We start from the raw sequence: 15,675 nt of genomic DNA on the forward strand, positions 1-15,675 counted from the left end.
TGCCTCCTTAGCTCAGTGGTAGAGCACTCGCCTTGTAAGCGAGCGGTCGTCAGTTCAATCCTGACAGGGGGCTCGCCTGCAGACCGCGGCCCGTCCGGTGTGATTTCGGACGGGCCGTCGGTGTGGGTGGGTGCGCAGTGGATGTCGTCGAGTTGCCATCGTCCCGCGCCGGCCTGTGTGCGCGATTAGAGTTCGCGTATGACTTTCCACGTCGACTCCGAAGTGGGGACGCTCACCCAGGTCATCCTGCACAAGCCCGGGATCGAGTTGTTGCGCCTCACACCCGACAACGTCAAGGGACTGCTGTTCGACGACGTTATGTGGGCCGAGAAGGCGCAGGAGGAGCACGAGCAGTTCCAGCAGATCCTGCGCGACCTCGGGGTGACGGTGCATCTCTACCAGGACCTGCTCGCCGAGGCGCTCGCCCAGGGCGGTGCGCGCGATGAGCTGGCGGCCGAGCTGATCACCGAAACCCAGTTCGGTACCGAACTCGACGGACCACTGCAGGAGTTGCTCGACGAGCGCACACCCGATCAGCTGGCCGAGTTGTTGATCGGCGGCATGCTCAAGCGAGAGGCGGCGCCACACCTCGGTGGCGTGTCGAGCCTGCTGCTCCACAGCCTCGACGACGACGGCTTCCTCCTCGCGCCGCTGCCCAATCACCTTTTCCAGCGCGACAATTCGGCGTGGATCTATGCCGGGGTCAACCTCAACCCGATGGCCAAACCGGCACGACAACGCGAGACCATCAACTCGCGGTTGATCTACAACTTCCATCCGATGTTCACCGCGGAGGAGTTCGCCTTCTACAACGGCAACGATCCGATGCGGCATACACCGGCCACCATCGAGGGCGGGGACATTCTCGTCATCGGCAACCGCACGGTGATGGTCGGCATGAGTGAACGCACCGCCCCGCAGGGCATCGAGGTACTCGCCGAAAACCTGTTCAAGTCGGGGGCCGTCGACAAGGTCATCGTCGTCGAACTCCCGATGGAGCGGGCGTTCATGCATCTCGACACCGCCATGACCCAGGTCGATCGCGACGCGTTCAGTGTCTACCCGTATCTGCCGGATACGTTGCGCTCCTACACTCTGGTCCCGCGAAATGACCAGGGCCACTTCACCGTGACCGAGAATGCCGAGTTGTTCGCCGTGGTGGCCGAGGCGCTCGGGGTGGACACGTTGCGGGTTCTCAAGGCGCCGATCGATCGGCTCGAGGCGGCCCGGGCGCAGTGGGACGACGGCAACAACTTCTTGACCGTGTCGCCGGGTGTCGTGGTCGGGTACGAGCGCAATGTCACGACCAACAAGTATCTGGGTGACAACGGTATTCAGGTTATCGCCATGTCGGGGTCGGAGCTCGGGCGTGGTCGAGGCGGGCCGCGGTGCATGTCCTGTCCGATTGAGCGTGAGGCCTGAGCATGAGTGACACACAGGGCGGCGGCGACTCTTCGGCTCCGGTGGTGGAGACCACCTCGGGCGCCTATCGCGGTGTTCGTGACCACTGGATTCAACTGTGGAAGGGCATCCGGTACGCCGCGCCACCCGTGGGTGAGAATCGATGGCGTCGTGCGCGTCCGGCGACTCCGCATACTGGGGTCGTCGACGCCGACCGGTTCGGTGCGGTATGCCCGCAGTCGCGCAATCCGGCGATCGGTCTGGGTAGTGATCCGGTGATGGACGAGGACTGTCTGTTCCTCAACGTATGGGCCCCGGTGGCCGGCGCCGACTCACCGCGACCGGTGATCGTGTGGGTACATGGTGGCGCCTACGTTTTCGGGTCCGGCAGCCAACCGCTGTACGACGGCACCCGGATGGCCGCACAGCGTGACGTCGTTGTGGTGACGATCAACTACCGCGTCGGCGCCTTCGGCTTCGCCGACATGGGGCCGGTGATCGACGGCGTGGAAACCAATGTCGCGTTGTCGGATGTGTTGGCCGCGTTGACGTGGGTACGCGACAACATCTCCGGGTTCGGTGGCGACCCGGCGCAGGTGACGGTGGCCGGCGAGTCGGCTGGCGGTGGGATCGTCACCACGCTGCTCACGATCCCGGCCGCGCGCGGACTGTTCCATCGGGCGATCGCCCAGAGTTCACCGGCGACGGCGGTCGCCTCGGCGCAGCGGATGGGGATTGTCTCCGAGCGTATCGCCGCCGCTATTCCCGGCGATCTGCGCTCGGCGTCGTCGGCGCAGTTTGTCGACGCGCAGATGCAGGTCTTCGCCGAAGTGCCGCAAGAGAATCCGGGAATACTGGCCTTCACGGTCACGGTCGACGGGGATCTGGTTCCGCATCATCCGATCGACGTGTACCGGGCCGGTGAATCGATCCCGGTGCCGCTGCTGATCGGAACGAACCGCGACGAGTCCGCGCTTTTCCGTTACATGAAGTCCCCGTTGATGCCGATCGATCTGCCGACGATCCGCACCATGTTCGAGCGGATCGCGCTCGAACAACCCGAACTCCGTGTACCCGATGAGCGCACCGTACTCGCGGCGTATCCACGAAAGGCCAAAGCCGCCGGGCTCGGGATTGCGCGGGACTTGGCTTTCCGGATGCCGACGTTGTGGGTGGCCGACGCGCACGCCGAGGTGGCGCCGGTGTACATGTACCGATTCGACTGGGCTCCCAGGATGTTCCGTGTACTGCGCCTCGGCGCCACGCACGGCACAGAGCTCAACTACACTTGGGGCAATCTGCCCGCCGGACGCAAGGACATCACCTACAAGCTGGGCGGACGGGCAACCGGTGAAAAGATTGCCGAACGCCTCCTCGGTCGATGGGGATCGTTTGTGCGAGAAGGTGTTCCCGACGTCCGGCTCGACTCGGGTCCGACGCCCTCGTGGCCCCGATATCGCAGCGACGATCGTCATTCCCTGGTGATCGACGAGGACGATCGCGTCGTCCAAGGGCTCGACGACAACCTCCGCGCCACCTGGGGCAACGACATCCTCGCCTTCCGTTGAGGTAGCGCTGTGAGCTGAATCCAGCTCTGGTGCAGGTGGTCTCGAGGCTCGCCGCACGCGGCTCGCACCTCGACCAGCGGGGGAAGGCGACTCGCCATCGAAGAATGCTCGCGCCTTTCCCCGCCTGACAATCGGATGCTGACGCCCTTCCCGCCCGGTGGCCGACCTACCCGATGGACGGGCCCTTCCCATCCCGGTGGTCGAGGTGCCGAGGAGCGTTAGCGACGAGCCTCGAGACCCCTTGTGCTGACGGGTTTCCGGGCCACGGACGCTCGAACACCTCGACCATCGGGCGGGGATTTCTCCATGGAGTTCTCAAACAACAGATGCGGTCCCGGCGATGCCGGGTGCAGGGGATTCAGGTTGTGGGGCAGGGTAGGTCAGGCTGCGGTGTCGTCGAGGCGCATAGTGCGTCGGTGGTAGGACGGCACGGGTTGTCGTTTCGGGTCGATGCTGGCGGGTGGGATGAGCCAGGGGTGTCGGTCGAAGCCGATGATGATGTCCCAGCCGTGGTGGTGGTGGACGTCGTCGTGGCAGCTGGAGCACAGGAGGCAGCCGTTGTCGAGGTCGGTGGGACCGCCGTCGGCCCAGTGGTGCACATGGTGTGCTTGGCAGCGTCCGGCGTGGGCACCGCATTTGATGCATCCACGATCCCGGACGAGTAGTGCTTTGCGTTGTCCGGGGGTGAAGAAGCGTTTTGCTTCGCCAACACTGAGCGGTACACCGTGGGGGTCGAGCATGATCGTGGTGATGGTGGTGTCACACGACGGCAGTTTCGCGGTGGCTTCGGTGATGGCACCCATGTTCTGCAACTCCCCACCGAGTGCCGGGTTGTCGGCTGACCAGGTCCACAACAGTCCGTTGGTGGGTGTGGCCGAGAAGGTGGTGTCGGCCAATCCTTGTGCCGCGAGTTCGACGATCGTTTCGAACGCGGCGGCGCAGATCTGTTCGGGTGTGCGCGGGTCGGGGGAGCCGTCGGGTTGAGGCTTGGCGCCGACAGGGTTTCCATCAGGGTGCGGGTTTTTTCGCCGGCGATGGTGTCGAGGTTCGCTGAGATTTCCAGCCGTCCGTCGTCGGTGATGCGGTCGGTGTAGGAGTTGATTCGCTTGTCCTCGGCGGCAGGTAACCCGCCGGGGGTCTCCGCGGCGAGCTCGTTACCGAGTTGCCGCGCGTAGAGGTTGATCTCGGCGGGGGTGAAGCCGGCGAAATAGTGCGACAGCAGCTTCCGCAGAAACTCGCACCGCTGGACGGTGTCCATAGGTTCGGGGCAGCGGGTGTCGATGTGCGCCAACCCGCGCACGATCGCGTCGGTGTGTTCGGAGGAGATGGGCCCGTCAGCAGCATGTGCGAGCAGTAGATCAATGTCGGTGGTGGCCGAGATTCGCACGTACCGACCTGCGACCGAGGGCGCGAAACCCATGCTGATCAACAGTTCTCGCAGCCGGGTGGTCTTGGGTCGGCCACCCCCAGTCGGTCCAGTTCGCCGGCGAGGGTGGTGGCGTGGTGATCGACCAGATTGCGGAGTAGCAGGACTTGTTTCATCGCGCCGAAGGCTTGGGGTCCGGTCATGTCCGGGTTGCATTGCAGGTCGCTGAGTTGGGTGACGGTGGCGGCGAAGACTGCTTCGGCATCAACGGATTCGGTGTCAAGGACTGTAGTGGATTCGATCATGGGCCCCTCCCCGGTGGCTGATCGGTGTGATGGGTCCAGTCTACGGGACAGCATGTTCGACGCAGGGGGTATTTTGATCAATTCTGCTTGTGGACAAAGTGTTTCGGCGCCGAATTTCTGTCGGTACGGCGTGGTAGGGGTGTGGGTTTCGCTGTGGTTGATGGATGTGGTTGGGAGGCTTGTTTTCTCGCCGGGTCTCGAGGCTCGCCGCACGCGGCTCGCACCTCGACCATCGGGGGGAAGGGTTCTCGAGCGTCGGGTAGAACGGTTCCCCGTCGATCGGGGAGGGTGCTCGACCAATGGGAGGGTGCCTTTGTCCATTGCCGTAGCATCGGGGCATGAGCGCTGTGGATGACATCGGGGCGTTGCGGCTGACGGGGTTCGCGCACGGCGGCGGGTGCGCGTGTAAGATCCCGCCGGGCGAGTTGGAGGCCGCGGTGGCCGGGCTGACCGGGCAGGTGGGGGAGGACATCCTGGTTGGTCTCGACGACGGCGATGACGCCGCCGCGGTTCGGGTGCGTGACGATCTCGCCGTGCTGTCGACCGCCGACTTCTTCACCCCGGTCGTCGACGACGCGCTCACGTGGGGCGCCATTGCCGCCGCAAATGCGTTGTCGGACATCTACGCCATGGGTGGCCGACCCGTCGTGGCGATCAATCTCGTTGGCTGGCCCCGGGATACGCTGCCGATGGAGTTACTGACCGAGGTGCTGCGGGGTGGTCTCGACGTGGCCGGGCGGGCGGGATGTCCGGTGATCGGCGGACACAGCATCGATGATCCCGAGCCCAAGTACGGGATGGCCGTGACCGGAACCGCGGACCCGGCCCGGCTGATCCGCAATGACGCCGCGGTGGCGGGATTGCCGATCACCCTGACCAAACCGATCGGCGTCGGGCTGCTCAACAATCGTCACAAGCAGACCGGTGAGGTCTTCGAGGCTGCGATCGCGACGATGACCGCGCTCAACGACGCCGCCTCGCAGGCGGCGCTGGCGGCCGGGGTGCGCGCCGGGACCGACGTGACCGGTTTCGGGCTGCTCGGACACCTACACAAGCTGGCGCGTGCATCGGGGGTGGGTGCCGTCATCGATCGGGCGGCCGTGCCCGCTATCGACGGCGCACTCGAGGCACTGCGCGACGGATTCGTGTCCGGCGGTACCCGACGGAACCTCGATTGGGTGCGGCCGCATCTCGACGCCGCGGGCGGCGTCACCGACGACGATCTGCTGTTCCTCGCCGACGCACAAACCTCTGGCGGACTTCTGCTGATCGGTGAAGTGCCGGGTTTTCCGGTGATCGGTGAGACCGTGGTCGGTGCGGGAATCCGCGTGCGCTGAGGCTCCGAGAATCTCCGGATGCGGAGAAGGGGTCTTTGGACCCACGTGCGCCCGCTCGGCGCGTCGTACGCGCGGTCCGCAGGTATTTCGGTGGAAGCGGGTACCAGATGGGTTGAACACGCCCACTTCGACGTTCGCATCATGGTTTGTCGGTGATGGTGAGGTCGAGTGGGGATTGCCGTTCTGGGAGCGGATCGGCCACATGCGTCTCGAGCAGCTCAGTTTTTCTCTCGGGACGCTGATCATGACGATCGCCGCCGCCGGGGTGTGTTCAGCCCTGCCGGGGAATATACCGACGTGGTTCGCTCGCTGCTCGCGGTCGGCGTGGTGCTCGGGGCCACCTACGTCGTGCGCTGGTGGGTGTTGCCGCCGCGTCGACGCAGCGAGGCCATCATCCTCGTGGTCACCGCCGTGATCATCGCACTGGCGTGCATGAGTCATCCCGATCCCGCGCTCGGACTCGCTGGCACCTCACCTCGGTGTTCCTCGTGGTCAGTGTGCTGGCAGCGTTCTACTGCGCGTCGGCGGTCCACGCGCTGCATGCCGTCTTCGCTGCGATCGTCATGTGTGCGATCGTCATCCGGATGGCGGACGAGCCCGGTGCCGGGCACCTGGCGTTGGCGGTGTCGAAGGGCGTTGCCCCGGTTGCTCACGTCCTGTTCGTGCTCCCGATGGCGCAGTTCATGTTCTGGCGCCTGGGCGGCGACGCGATGGTCGCCCAACATGATCCGTTGACTCGCTTGGTCAATCGGCGTGGGCTGGCACGGTTCGCACCACGCCTGCAGAGCACCACTGGTCGGGTCGCGATGATCATGATCGACGTCGACGAGTTCAAGCGGATCAACGACACCCGAGGTCATCAACTCGGGGATCTGGTGCTGGTGCAGATCGCGAACCGGATCGCCGACGTTGCGGCGCGGGCGGAGGTCGCCGGCCGGGCCACGATCGCCGCGCGGATCGGTGGCGAGGAATTCGTCGTCGTCCTGGACGGCGACATCGACGACGGATGCCGGATCGCCGCCGACCTCTGCCGTGATGTCCACGCACATGCGCCGCCGCCGGTGACCATCAGTGTCGGGGTGGCCGGTGCGCCCGCCGCGTCGTGGAATCTCCACGATCTCCTCCGCGACGCGGATCTGGCCATGTACGAGGCGAAACGCCAGGGTGGCAATAGGTTCATCTGCTCACCGCAGTACCCGAGTCGGCACCACCTCAATGGGCAGTGGCCGGCGCCGAGCCTGACCCACGGTGTCAGTAACCCGTGGTGATCGAATCGTCGGTGATGCCCGCCGCGCGGCGGGCCGCCAGGCGGCGCTTCTGCGGAATGATGGTGTAGCGCGGATCTTTTGCCGATTCGATGCCCGCGTGGAAGACGCCGAAGCGGGTACAGGCCGACGCCGCCAGCAACGTAACACCCGAGGCCGCCGACGCCGTGCGGGACCGTTCCGAGAACAGTGCGCCGATACCGCCGACGACGGCGAGCCGCTCCGCCCAGCGCATGAGCGTACCGGGCCGGCCGTGGTGAAGTGGTTCGGCCGCAACCGAATCCATGCGATGTTCCATGAGTCGGGTCGCCGCCACATCGGCGAAAACGCCGACGATGGCGAGGCGGCGGCCCGGTCGCGCCTCGGCTACCGGCGTGGTGACCATCGCCAGTCCGCTCGCCGCCAGACTCGCCGAACTGACGAACACGAACGGCAGATCGCGGTGCATCGCATTCCATGTGGGAGTGGCGGTGTCGCCCAGCAGGACTGCGGTGTACACGGCGAGCAGCGGCCCGAACGCGCCACCGACGAGACCGGCGGGAGCCTCTCCCAGACGCAGCACCGTCCGCAACGGCCCCAACGGAAGTCGCTCACCGGTCATCCGGTCCACCTCGGCGGCGGCGGCCACCCCGATGCCGCCCGAGAAGGCGGTGAGAATCCACGATCCGACGCTCATCGGGGAGGTGACCTTGAAGGTCCGCAACATGTTGTAGAACCGGTCCGGCCGACCCAGGTCGGCGACCAAGGCCACCGCACCCAGCCCCACCGCCGCCAGACCGCCCAGCCGGGCGTTGCGGCGCAACGTATCCCGCCCGGTCAGTTGGGCTCCTGCAGCCAGCACACCCGACCCGCCGCCGATGCCACCGAGGAACAGATACAGCGCGATCTCGTCGCCCCACGGCGGGGGTTTGACCACCGGATGGCCGTAGTAGCCCTCGCCGGTGAGTTTCTCGAACTCGGCGTCGGGCACCATCGACATCTCACGCGACCCGTCGGTCCCGCCGGCGCCACGCCGTCGCCGCGCGACCCGATTGCGGATGCGGTCGCGGCGTCGTGGCGGCTCCGGCGGACGCAGTGCGTCGTACTCGGAGGTCATCGGGTGCTCACCGCCCGCGCCCGGTGAGGAATGAGACCGCTGCGGCGGCAAGCATTCCCATGGCTGCGACCCCGGCACGCCGATACATGCTGGGCAGGTCGGCGGTGCACACCCGCGGGTCCGGCGGCAGCCCGTACACCTCGGGTTCGTCGAGCAGCAGGAACACCGACCCGGTACCGCCGACGCCGTCGTTGGTGTTCGCCCCGTACAGCCGTGCCTCGGTCATGCCCTGTGCGTGCAGATGTGCCACCCGTTCATGCGCGGCGTCGATGAGGTCGTCGTGGTCGCCGAATTTGATGGAGGTGGTGGGGCAGGTCTTGGCGCAGGCCGGGGTCTCGTCGTCGACGAGACGGTCATAGCAGAGCGTGCACTTCTGTGCGACACCACGTTTGGGCACCGGGGGCTGCTCACCCTTGCGCTGGCCCTCGCGGGTGGTGGGTTCGACGGTGCCGTCCGAGCGGCGTTCGACGACCCCGAACGGGCAACCGGCAACACAGGTTCCGCATCCGTTGCACACGTCGTGTTGTACGACGACCGTCCCGAATTCGGTGCGGAACAACGCGCCAGTGGGGCAGACGTCCAGACATCCGGCATGCGTGCAGTGCTTGCACACATCCGAGGACATCAGCCACCGGAACTCGGGGGTATCCGGCGGACCGACATCAGCCTGTACACCGGCGACCCCCTGCACCTCACCGACCTCCCGCGGGTTGTCGGTCGACGTCGGTGCCCCGGCGGCGCCCGGCACCGCGGGCATCCCCAGATCGGTGAGTGCGCGGCCGGATTCACGTGCGGCACTGATCTGTTCGCGGTTCTGCTCGATGAAGGCGACGTGCCGCCAGGTACTCGCGCCGAGGGCGACGGTGTTGTCGTAGGACATCCCGGTCAACTCGAGATCACCGTCGCGAGGATTTCCGTTCCACTCCTTGCAGGCGACCTCACATGCCTTACAGCCGATACAGATCGAGGTGTCGGTGAAGAATCCCTTCCGTGGCCGTTCGCGATCGCCCCAGTGGGCGTCCGCGGTCGGGTCGGTCGGTCCGGACAATTGGCCCATCTAGTCAGACCTCCCTGGTTCGCCGGGTTCGGGATACACCGTTTCGTGTGCCGGGTCGGTGATCCGGGTGTTGTCGGTCTCCACGGTGACCCCGGCGCGTTCCTGGTAGCGGCGCACGAGGTCGAGCAGCGCGGGACCTTGTGGGCGCCGGCCCGCGATCACGTCGCAGGAGGCCACCTTCGACTCCTGGATCTGCACATTGGGGTCGAGGGTGACGCCGAGGAGGTCGTTCACCGCGTCGCCGGTGACGACGGCGTCGCCGCCCTGACCCCAGTGATACGGCAGGCCCACCTGGTGCACCTCACGGCCGTTGATGCGCAGCGGCGTCATCCGATCGGTCACCAGTACCCGCGCCTCGATCGCCGAGCGGGGCGAGATGATCGTCGCCCACCCCTCGTTCACCAGTCCACGCGCGGCCGCCAATTCCGGTGACACCTCACAGAACAACTCCGGTTGCAGCTCGGCCAGGAACGGCGACCACCGGCTCATCCCGCCGGCCGTGTGGTGCTCGGTCAGTCGGTAGGTGGTGAACACGAACGGGTAGACCTCGTCGCCCCGGTCACCGGCGCTCGGCGCACCCAGATTGTCCTTGCGCGCGAACGTGATCCGCGCCGGCGCCTGCTGTTGCGGATACAGGGCGTTGGCCACCGGCGACTCGTGCGGCTCGTAGTGTGCGGGCAGCGGTCCGTCGACGAGCCCCTTCGGCGCGAACAGCCATGCCTTGCCGTCGGATTGCATGATGAACGGGTCGTCACCGGCGAGTCCCTCGGCACCGCCGAGGTTCGGATCGGGCCGCGCGTCGGGCGCCTTGTCGACCGGGAAGTCGGGCACGTCGTCGCCGGTCCACCTGCGGGCCTTGGCATCCCACCAGATGTAGCGTTTGCGCTCACTCCACGGCCGGCCGTCGGGGTCGGCGGACGCGCGGTTGTAGAGGATGCGCCGATCGGCCGGCCACACCCAACCCCACTCGTGCTGGCTGACCGAATCGCCGCCCTGCGGTACCCGGCGGGCCGCCTGATTGGTGGCGTGCGCATACACACCGGTGTAGATCCAGCAACCACCCGCGGTCGATCCGTCGGCCGCCATCTGCGTGTACGACGTGAGGTTCTCGCCTGCGTGCGGCCCGGAGGTGAAGTACCCGTTGATCTCCGAGAGCACCGCCTCCGGCTCCGGGTTGCCGTGCTCGTCGAGCGGGTAGTCCCACGTCAGATCGAGCAGCGCACGGTCGCGTTCGTCGGTCGAGTCGGCCAGCCGTTCCCGGATACGCCGGCCGAGCTCGTAGAAGAAGTCCAACTCGCTCTGCGTCTGCCCGGGCGGCGATACGGCCTGGTGGCGCCACTGCACCATTCGCTGTGTTTGCGTGAAGGATCCGGCTTTCTCCACGTGGGTGGCCGCGGGCATGAAGAACACCTCGGTGCCGATGTCGGCGGTGCGTAGTTCACCCGAGGCGATCTCGGGTCCGTCGCGCCACCAGGTGGCCGACTCGATCATGTTGAGGTCGCGGACCACCATCCACTTCAGCTTCGACATCGCCATTCGCTGCTGGCGGCCGTTGGCCGACCCGACGGCCGGATTCTGCCCGAGCACGAAGTAGCCCTCGACCTTGCCGGCGAGCATGTCGACGGTCGTCTGATAGGTCCCCGCGGGACCGGACAGACGTGGCAGGAGATCGTAGGCCCAGTCGTTCTCGGCGGTCGCCGTGTCACCGAACCAGGCCTTGAGCAAGCTGATCATGTAGGTGTCGGCGTAGGCCCAGAACCCCTTCTGCTGTGGGGAACCCACGGCGGCAAGGTAATCGGCGAGGGTGTCGTGCTTACCGACCGACGGCATCGGCAGGTAACCGGGCAACAGGTTGAACAGCGTCGGGATGTCGGTCGACCCCTGGATGCTGGCGTGCCCGCGCAACGCCATGATCCCGCTGCCGGGCCGACCGACGTTGCCCATCAACAACTGCAGGATCGCCGCGGTACGGATGAACTGCACCCCGAGGGTGTGCTGCGTCCAGCCGGTCGCGTAGCCGAAGCAGGTGGTGCGCTCGCGTCCGGAGTTGTCGGCAATCGCCTCGGCCAGATAAGTGAAGTCGGCGATCGAGATGCCGCACATGTCGCGCACCATTTCCGGTGTGTACCGGGCGAAATGGCGTGTGAGGATCTGGAAGACGCTGCGCGGGTGGGTCAACGACTCGTCACGGCGTACCCGCGCGTGCTCGAGGGGTGGGCCGCCCGAACCGTGTTCGTCGCCGGCGGCGCGGGCCGAGGCCGACGCCCCGTGCTCGTGGCCGTCGGGCGAGGCGACCTTGCCGTCGGACGGGTCGTCGTAGGCCCATGTCGTCGGATCGTAGGTGCCGGTGTCGGGATCGAACCCGGAGAACAGACCGCCGAGATCCTCGGTGTCGCGGTAGTCCTCGGTCACCAGCGTCGCGGCGTTGGTGTAGGCCACGACGTACTCCCGGAAGTACCGCTCATGGGTGAGCATGTAGTTGATCAGCCCACCGAGCAGCACGACGTCGGAGCCCACACGGATCGAGATGTGCTTGTCGGCGTTGGCCGAGGTGCGGGTGAAGCGGGGATCGACGTGGATCACCCGAGCGCCACGCGCGCGTGCCTCGACCACCCACTGGAAGCCCACCGGGTGTGCCTCGGCCATGTTGCCGCCGATGAGCACGATGCAATCCGCATTGGCCATGTCCTGCAAGGACTGGGTGGCGCCGCCGCGTCCGAACGAGGTCCCCAGACTGGGAACCGTGGCGGAGTGTCATATACGCGCCTGGTTCTCGATCTGGATGGCACCGGCCGCGGTGAAGAGCTTCTTGATCAGATAGTTCTCTTCGTTGTCCAGCGTCGCCCCGCCCAGCGAGGCGATACCCATCGTGCGGCGCAGTATCCGGCCCTGCTCGTCGGTGTCCTGCCACGTGCGTCGACGGGACTCGACGAAGCGGTCGGCGATCATGTCGATCGCGGTGTCGAGGTCGAGGTCGGTCCAGTCCGTGGCATACGGCGCCCGATAGCGAATCGTGGTCTGCCGCATCGGATTGTTGACCAGTTGCTCACTCGACGCGCCCTTGGGGCACAGCCGTCCGCGCGAGATGGGGGAGTCGGGGTCACCTTCGATCTGGATGACCCGGCCGTCCTTCACATAGACCTTCTGCCCACATCCGACAGCGCAGAACGGGCAGACACTTTGCACGACCTCGTCGGCGTCGGCGGTGCGCGGTGTCAGGTCGCGCGTCTGCGCCGACTGCACGGCCGGACCCCGGCCGAACCTGTCGCCGGTGCGCAGCTGGCGGAACACCGGCCACTCCAGTGGGCGGAAGGAGGGCACGAAGGCGAGTCTAGACCGTCGGCGTCGACGTCCGCGCACGCCCGCGGAAAAGACTGCGGGCCGCACCCTCGAAAGGGTGCGGCCCGCGAATCTGTCTGCGCCTCTTGCCCGGCGCTCTCGCCCGGGACGAGCGTCAGTGCCCGCCTTCGCCCTCGGCCTCATGGCCGCCGCGCGGCTCATCGACCCGGGTTTCCAGGGTGGTCGCGTCGACCGCGGCATCGGCCTTGATGGTGCCGGCGTCGACCCAGTTGCCGTTGTCGTCCTGCACCTGGAAGTAGAAGGTGAGTTCGGTGGTCAGTCCCGGCGCGACCGCCTTGCCGGCGCCGTCGAGTTCGGCCATCATCGCCGACTCACCGAGCAGCACGGAGGTCGGCCGGGCTGCGCTGGTCGTGGTCGCGCTGGACTCGGTGCTGCCAGCCTCCGCAGTGGTCGATGCCGTGCTGCTCTGCGACTCGTCGGAGGCGCTCGGCTCCGAGCCGTCCGGCAGGACGTTTGCCGGGTTGCCCGCGCGCACTGCCTGTCCGGGCGCGATGGTCGGCTCGCCGGTGATGGTGACCGTCGCCGAGGACGGTGCACCCTGCTGGGACACGGCGATCTTCGTCAGCTTGTAGGTCTTGGTGGGGCTGCTGTTGGCGATGGTGAACGACACCTCGAACGGCCCGCCCTTGTCGAACACGGTGTCGGCCTGATCGGCCGGGTAGACCACCTGGAGGTTGCGGATCTCGACCTTGTCCCAGGTCGCGGTGGCCTCGCCACCGTTGACCCCGGGCATCATGTTGGAGGTCTGCGCGATCTGTCCCGCACCACAACCGGTGGTGCCCAGCGCAATGGCGACGCCCGCAGCCGCGATGGCGGTCGCCGACGCCAAGCGTCGTGCAGTCGAAGGTCGTCGCCGAAGTCGAGTTGGCACGGACACCCGTTCCTCCCAGGTAGTCGAACGCATAAACGCAGTGAACGAACGCTGCACTACGCAGCGTAGTGGGCGCGCGTCACAAAATCCCGGCGGGGTGCCAGATTGGCCCGTGTCGCGTCGAGGTCGCCGACGGAGCGGACCCGGACAGCGGGCGCGAGTGTGGCTGTGGATGCCGCGCTTGCGCAGAGGCGACACGCTTGCTAAGGGGTGGTGCCTCACCTGCCCAAACGCCGAGGCCGAGCACCCATCATGGCCTTGACCTGCACCGTTGTCTGGGCCGTCTGGGGCGCCCGTGTTAGACTGGCCATACTCGAAAGGGGCACGGAACATTGAATTTCAAAGTTGGCGACACCGTTGTCTATCCCCATCACGGTGCTGCTCGGGTCGAAGACATCGTGATTCGGACCATCAAGGGCGAACAGATCGAATACCTGGTTCTCAAGGTTGCCGATGGTGACATGACCGTCCAGATTCCCTCATCCAAGCTCGAGTACGTCGGCGTGCGTGACGTTGTCGGCGAGGAGGGGCTCGATCAGGTTTTCCAGGTTTTGCGCGCCCCGCACACCGAGGAGCCCACCAACTGGGCTCGCCGGTTCAAGGCCAACCAAGAAAAGCTCATCTCCGGCGACATCATCAAGGTCGCCGAGATCGTCCGCGACCTGTGGCGTCGTGAACAGGACCGTGGACTGTCGGCAGGCGAGAAGCGCATGCTGACCCGCGCTCGTCGCGTCCTCGTCGACGAGCTCTCGCTTGCTCAGAACACCGACGACGAGAAGGCCACGAGCATTCTCGACGAGGTTCTCGCCGCGGCGTCGTAGACGTCGTCTGCTGTGACCGCAACACCCGGGTCGGCGTCGTCGGCCCAGGACAGCCGTGTGAACTCGCAGGTCTGCGTGATCATTCCGGCCGCCGGTTCGGGAACTCGGCTCGGTGAGTCGATTCCCAAGGCTTTTGTGGATCTCCATGGGCGCACCATTCTCGAACGGTGTGTTGATCAGGTTCTCGATCTCGATGCTCATGTGGTGGTTGTCGTGCCCGCCGACCTCGTCGGTCGGGCACGATTGCTTTTGCCGCCGCACGTCGAGGTGGTCGCCGGAGGTGCGCATCGTTCCACCTCGGTGCGTGCCGGACTCGCCGCGGCCGGTGACGCCGGGATCATCCTGGTGCACGACGCCGCTCGTCCACTCACCCCGGCCGGCGTATTCCGTCGGGTCATCGACGCGATCCGTGCCGGACATCGCGCCGTGATCCCCGGGATTCCGGTGGCCGACACGCTCAAACAGATCGAGCAGTTCGACACCGATCTCGCACGGGTCACCACGACGGTCGATCGAGATCTGCTTCGCGCGATCCAAACCCCGCAGGGCTTCACCCGCGAGGCGCTCGTCGCCGCACATGCCGACGACGAGGGCCTGGCCACCGACGACGCCGGTCTGGCCGAACGCATCGGGATCCCGGTGTGTGTCGTCGAGGGCCATCCGATGGCCATGAAGATCACCACCCCCTGGGACCTACGGGTCATCCGTCAGATCCTGGACTCCGGAGAGGTCGTCACATGAGGGTCGGAATCGGCTCCGATGCCCATCGCGTCGAGTCGGGCGCGCCATGCTGGATGGTGGGGCTGCACTTCCCCGACGACGCCGGCTGCGAGGGCCACTCCGACGGTGACGTCGGCGCCCACGCGCTGTGCGACGCGGTGCTCTCGGCGGCCGGACTCGGCGATGTCGGCTCCGTGTTCGGGACGGGCCGCCCCGAATGGGAGGGCGTGTCCGGTGTGCAGATGCTCACCCATGTCGCCGAGCTGGTGTCGCAGGCGGGGTTGCGCGTCGTCAACGGTGCCGTGCAGATCATCGGCAATCGTCCCAAGATCGGCCCGCGGCGCGCCGAGGCGCAAGAGGTGCTCTCGGCCGCGCTCGGCGCACCGGTGTCGGTGTCGGCGACCACCACCGACGGGCTCGGCATGACCGGACGGGGCGAGGGTATCGCCGCGGTGGCCACGGCGCTGGTCGACGACGGTTCGGCTCGCGCCGCCGGGTAGAATCGCAC

Annotated in this window: 11 protein-coding genes, 1 tRNA gene and 1 pseudogene; 8 read left to right on the plus strand and 5 right to left on the minus strand. The window is 66.6% G+C overall.

Going from position 1 to position 15,675, the window contains the following annotated elements; genetic code table 11:
* Position 1: 1 nt before the first annotated feature.
* From J6U32_RS07430 to J6U32_RS07440, 3 genes are all read left to right on the plus strand, one after another.
* Positions 2-73: transfer RNA gene (locus J6U32_RS07430), tRNA-Thr, on the plus strand.
* Between the two features lie 125 nt (positions 74-198).
* On the plus strand, positions 199-1,422 hold the full coding sequence (locus tag J6U32_RS07435) for an arginine deiminase (RefSeq protein WP_208794357.1): 1,224 nt from the start codon (positions 199-201) through the stop codon (positions 1,420-1,422).
* A 2-nt stretch (positions 1,423-1,424) separates the two neighbouring features.
* Positions 1,425-2,969, plus strand: a complete 1,545-nt coding sequence (locus J6U32_RS07440) for a carboxylesterase/lipase family protein (RefSeq protein WP_208794359.1) — start codon at positions 1,425-1,427, stop codon at positions 2,967-2,969.
* 380 nt (positions 2,970-3,349) lie between these two features.
* Here J6U32_RS07440 and J6U32_RS07445 read toward each other — a convergent pair.
* Positions 3,350-4,640, minus strand: a pseudogene (locus tag J6U32_RS07445) (DUF222 domain-containing protein).
* 338 nt (positions 4,641-4,978) lie between these two features.
* Here J6U32_RS07445 and selD point away from each other — a divergent pair.
* On the plus strand, positions 4,979-5,977 hold the full coding sequence (gene selD / locus J6U32_RS07450; RefSeq protein ID WP_208794361.1) for a selenide, water dikinase SelD: 999 nt from the start codon (positions 4,979-4,981) through the stop codon (positions 5,975-5,977).
* Between the two features lie 488 nt (positions 5,978-6,465).
* Positions 6,466-7,245 (plus strand): GGDEF domain-containing protein, encoded by a 780-nt coding sequence (locus J6U32_RS07455; RefSeq protein ID WP_244332675.1) that lies wholly within the window; start codon positions 6,466-6,468, stop codon positions 7,243-7,245.
* Here the strand turns inward: J6U32_RS07455 and nrfD are convergent.
* The 4 genes from nrfD to J6U32_RS07475 all read right to left on the minus strand — a co-directional run bounded on the left by nrfD (position 7,229) and on the right by J6U32_RS07475 (position 13,584).
* Positions 7,229-8,338 (minus strand): NrfD/PsrC family molybdoenzyme membrane anchor subunit, encoded by a 1,110-nt coding sequence (gene nrfD, locus J6U32_RS07460; RefSeq protein WP_208794363.1) that lies wholly within the window; start codon positions 8,336-8,338, stop codon positions 7,229-7,231. The genes J6U32_RS07455 and nrfD overlap by 17 nt on opposite strands.
* Positions 8,339-8,345: 7 nt before the next feature.
* Complete coding sequence (locus J6U32_RS07465) at positions 8,346-9,395, minus strand: 4Fe-4S dicluster domain-containing protein (protein WP_208794365.1); 1,050 nt, start codon at positions 9,393-9,395, stop codon at positions 8,346-8,348.
* Positions 9,396-12,716: a formate dehydrogenase gene (gene fdh, locus J6U32_RS07470; RefSeq protein ID WP_208794367.1), complete on the minus strand. Its 3,321-nt coding sequence runs from the start codon at positions 12,714-12,716 to the stop codon at positions 9,396-9,398. It lies immediately after the preceding gene.
* 133 nt (positions 12,717-12,849) lie between these two features.
* Positions 12,850-13,584: a hypothetical protein gene (locus J6U32_RS07475; RefSeq protein WP_208794368.1), complete on the minus strand. Its 735-nt coding sequence runs from the start codon at positions 13,582-13,584 to the stop codon at positions 12,850-12,852.
* 374 nt (positions 13,585-13,958) lie between these two features.
* On the opposite strand from J6U32_RS07475, the gene J6U32_RS07480 reads away from it, so the two are divergent.
* From J6U32_RS07480 to ispF, 3 genes are read left to right on the plus strand one after another with little or no spacing between them, the layout of a single operon-like run.
* Positions 13,959-14,447, plus strand: coding sequence for a CarD family transcriptional regulator (locus tag J6U32_RS07480; protein ID WP_006372593.1), 489 nt, complete (start codon positions 13,959-13,961; stop codon positions 14,445-14,447).
* Between the two features lie 12 nt (positions 14,448-14,459).
* Positions 14,460-15,188, plus strand: coding sequence for a 2-C-methyl-D-erythritol 4-phosphate cytidylyltransferase (gene ispD / locus J6U32_RS07485; RefSeq protein WP_244332677.1), 729 nt, complete (start codon positions 14,460-14,462; stop codon positions 15,186-15,188).
* A complete protein-coding gene (ispF, locus tag J6U32_RS07490; RefSeq protein WP_208794370.1) occupies positions 15,185-15,667 on the plus strand; it encodes a 2-C-methyl-D-erythritol 2,4-cyclodiphosphate synthase in 483 nt (160 codons plus the stop codon). Before ispD ends, ispF begins: the two co-directional genes overlap by 4 nt.
* Positions 15,668-15,675: the final 8 nt, after the last annotated feature.

It is taken from the genome of Gordonia polyisoprenivorans (genome assembly GCF_017654315.1).
Lineage (GTDB): Bacteria > Actinomycetota > Actinomycetes > Mycobacteriales > Mycobacteriaceae > Gordonia > Gordonia polyisoprenivorans_A.

What these genes read in the sequence shown, in the direction of transcription:
- J6U32_RS07440 (WP_208794359.1), top strand. Translation starts at nt 1,425, where the DNA reads ATGAGTGACACACAGGGCGGCGGCGACTCTTCGGCTCCGGTGGTGGAG.
- nrfD (WP_208794363.1), bottom strand. Translation starts at nt 8,338, where the DNA reads ATGACCTCCGAGTACGACGCACTGCGTCCGCCGGAGCCGCCACGACGC.
- J6U32_RS07435 (WP_208794357.1), top strand. Translation starts at nt 199, where the DNA reads ATGACTTTCCACGTCGACTCCGAAGTGGGGACGCTCACCCAGGTCATC.
- J6U32_RS07465 (WP_208794365.1), bottom strand. Translation starts at nt 9,395, where the DNA reads ATGGGCCAATTGTCCGGACCGACCGACCCGACCGCGGACGCCCACTGG.
- ispF (WP_208794370.1), top strand. Translation starts at nt 15,185, where the DNA reads ATGAGGGTCGGAATCGGCTCCGATGCCCATCGCGTCGAGTCGGGCGCG.
- selD (WP_208794361.1), top strand. Translation starts at nt 4,979, where the DNA reads ATGAGCGCTGTGGATGACATCGGGGCGTTGCGGCTGACGGGGTTCGCG.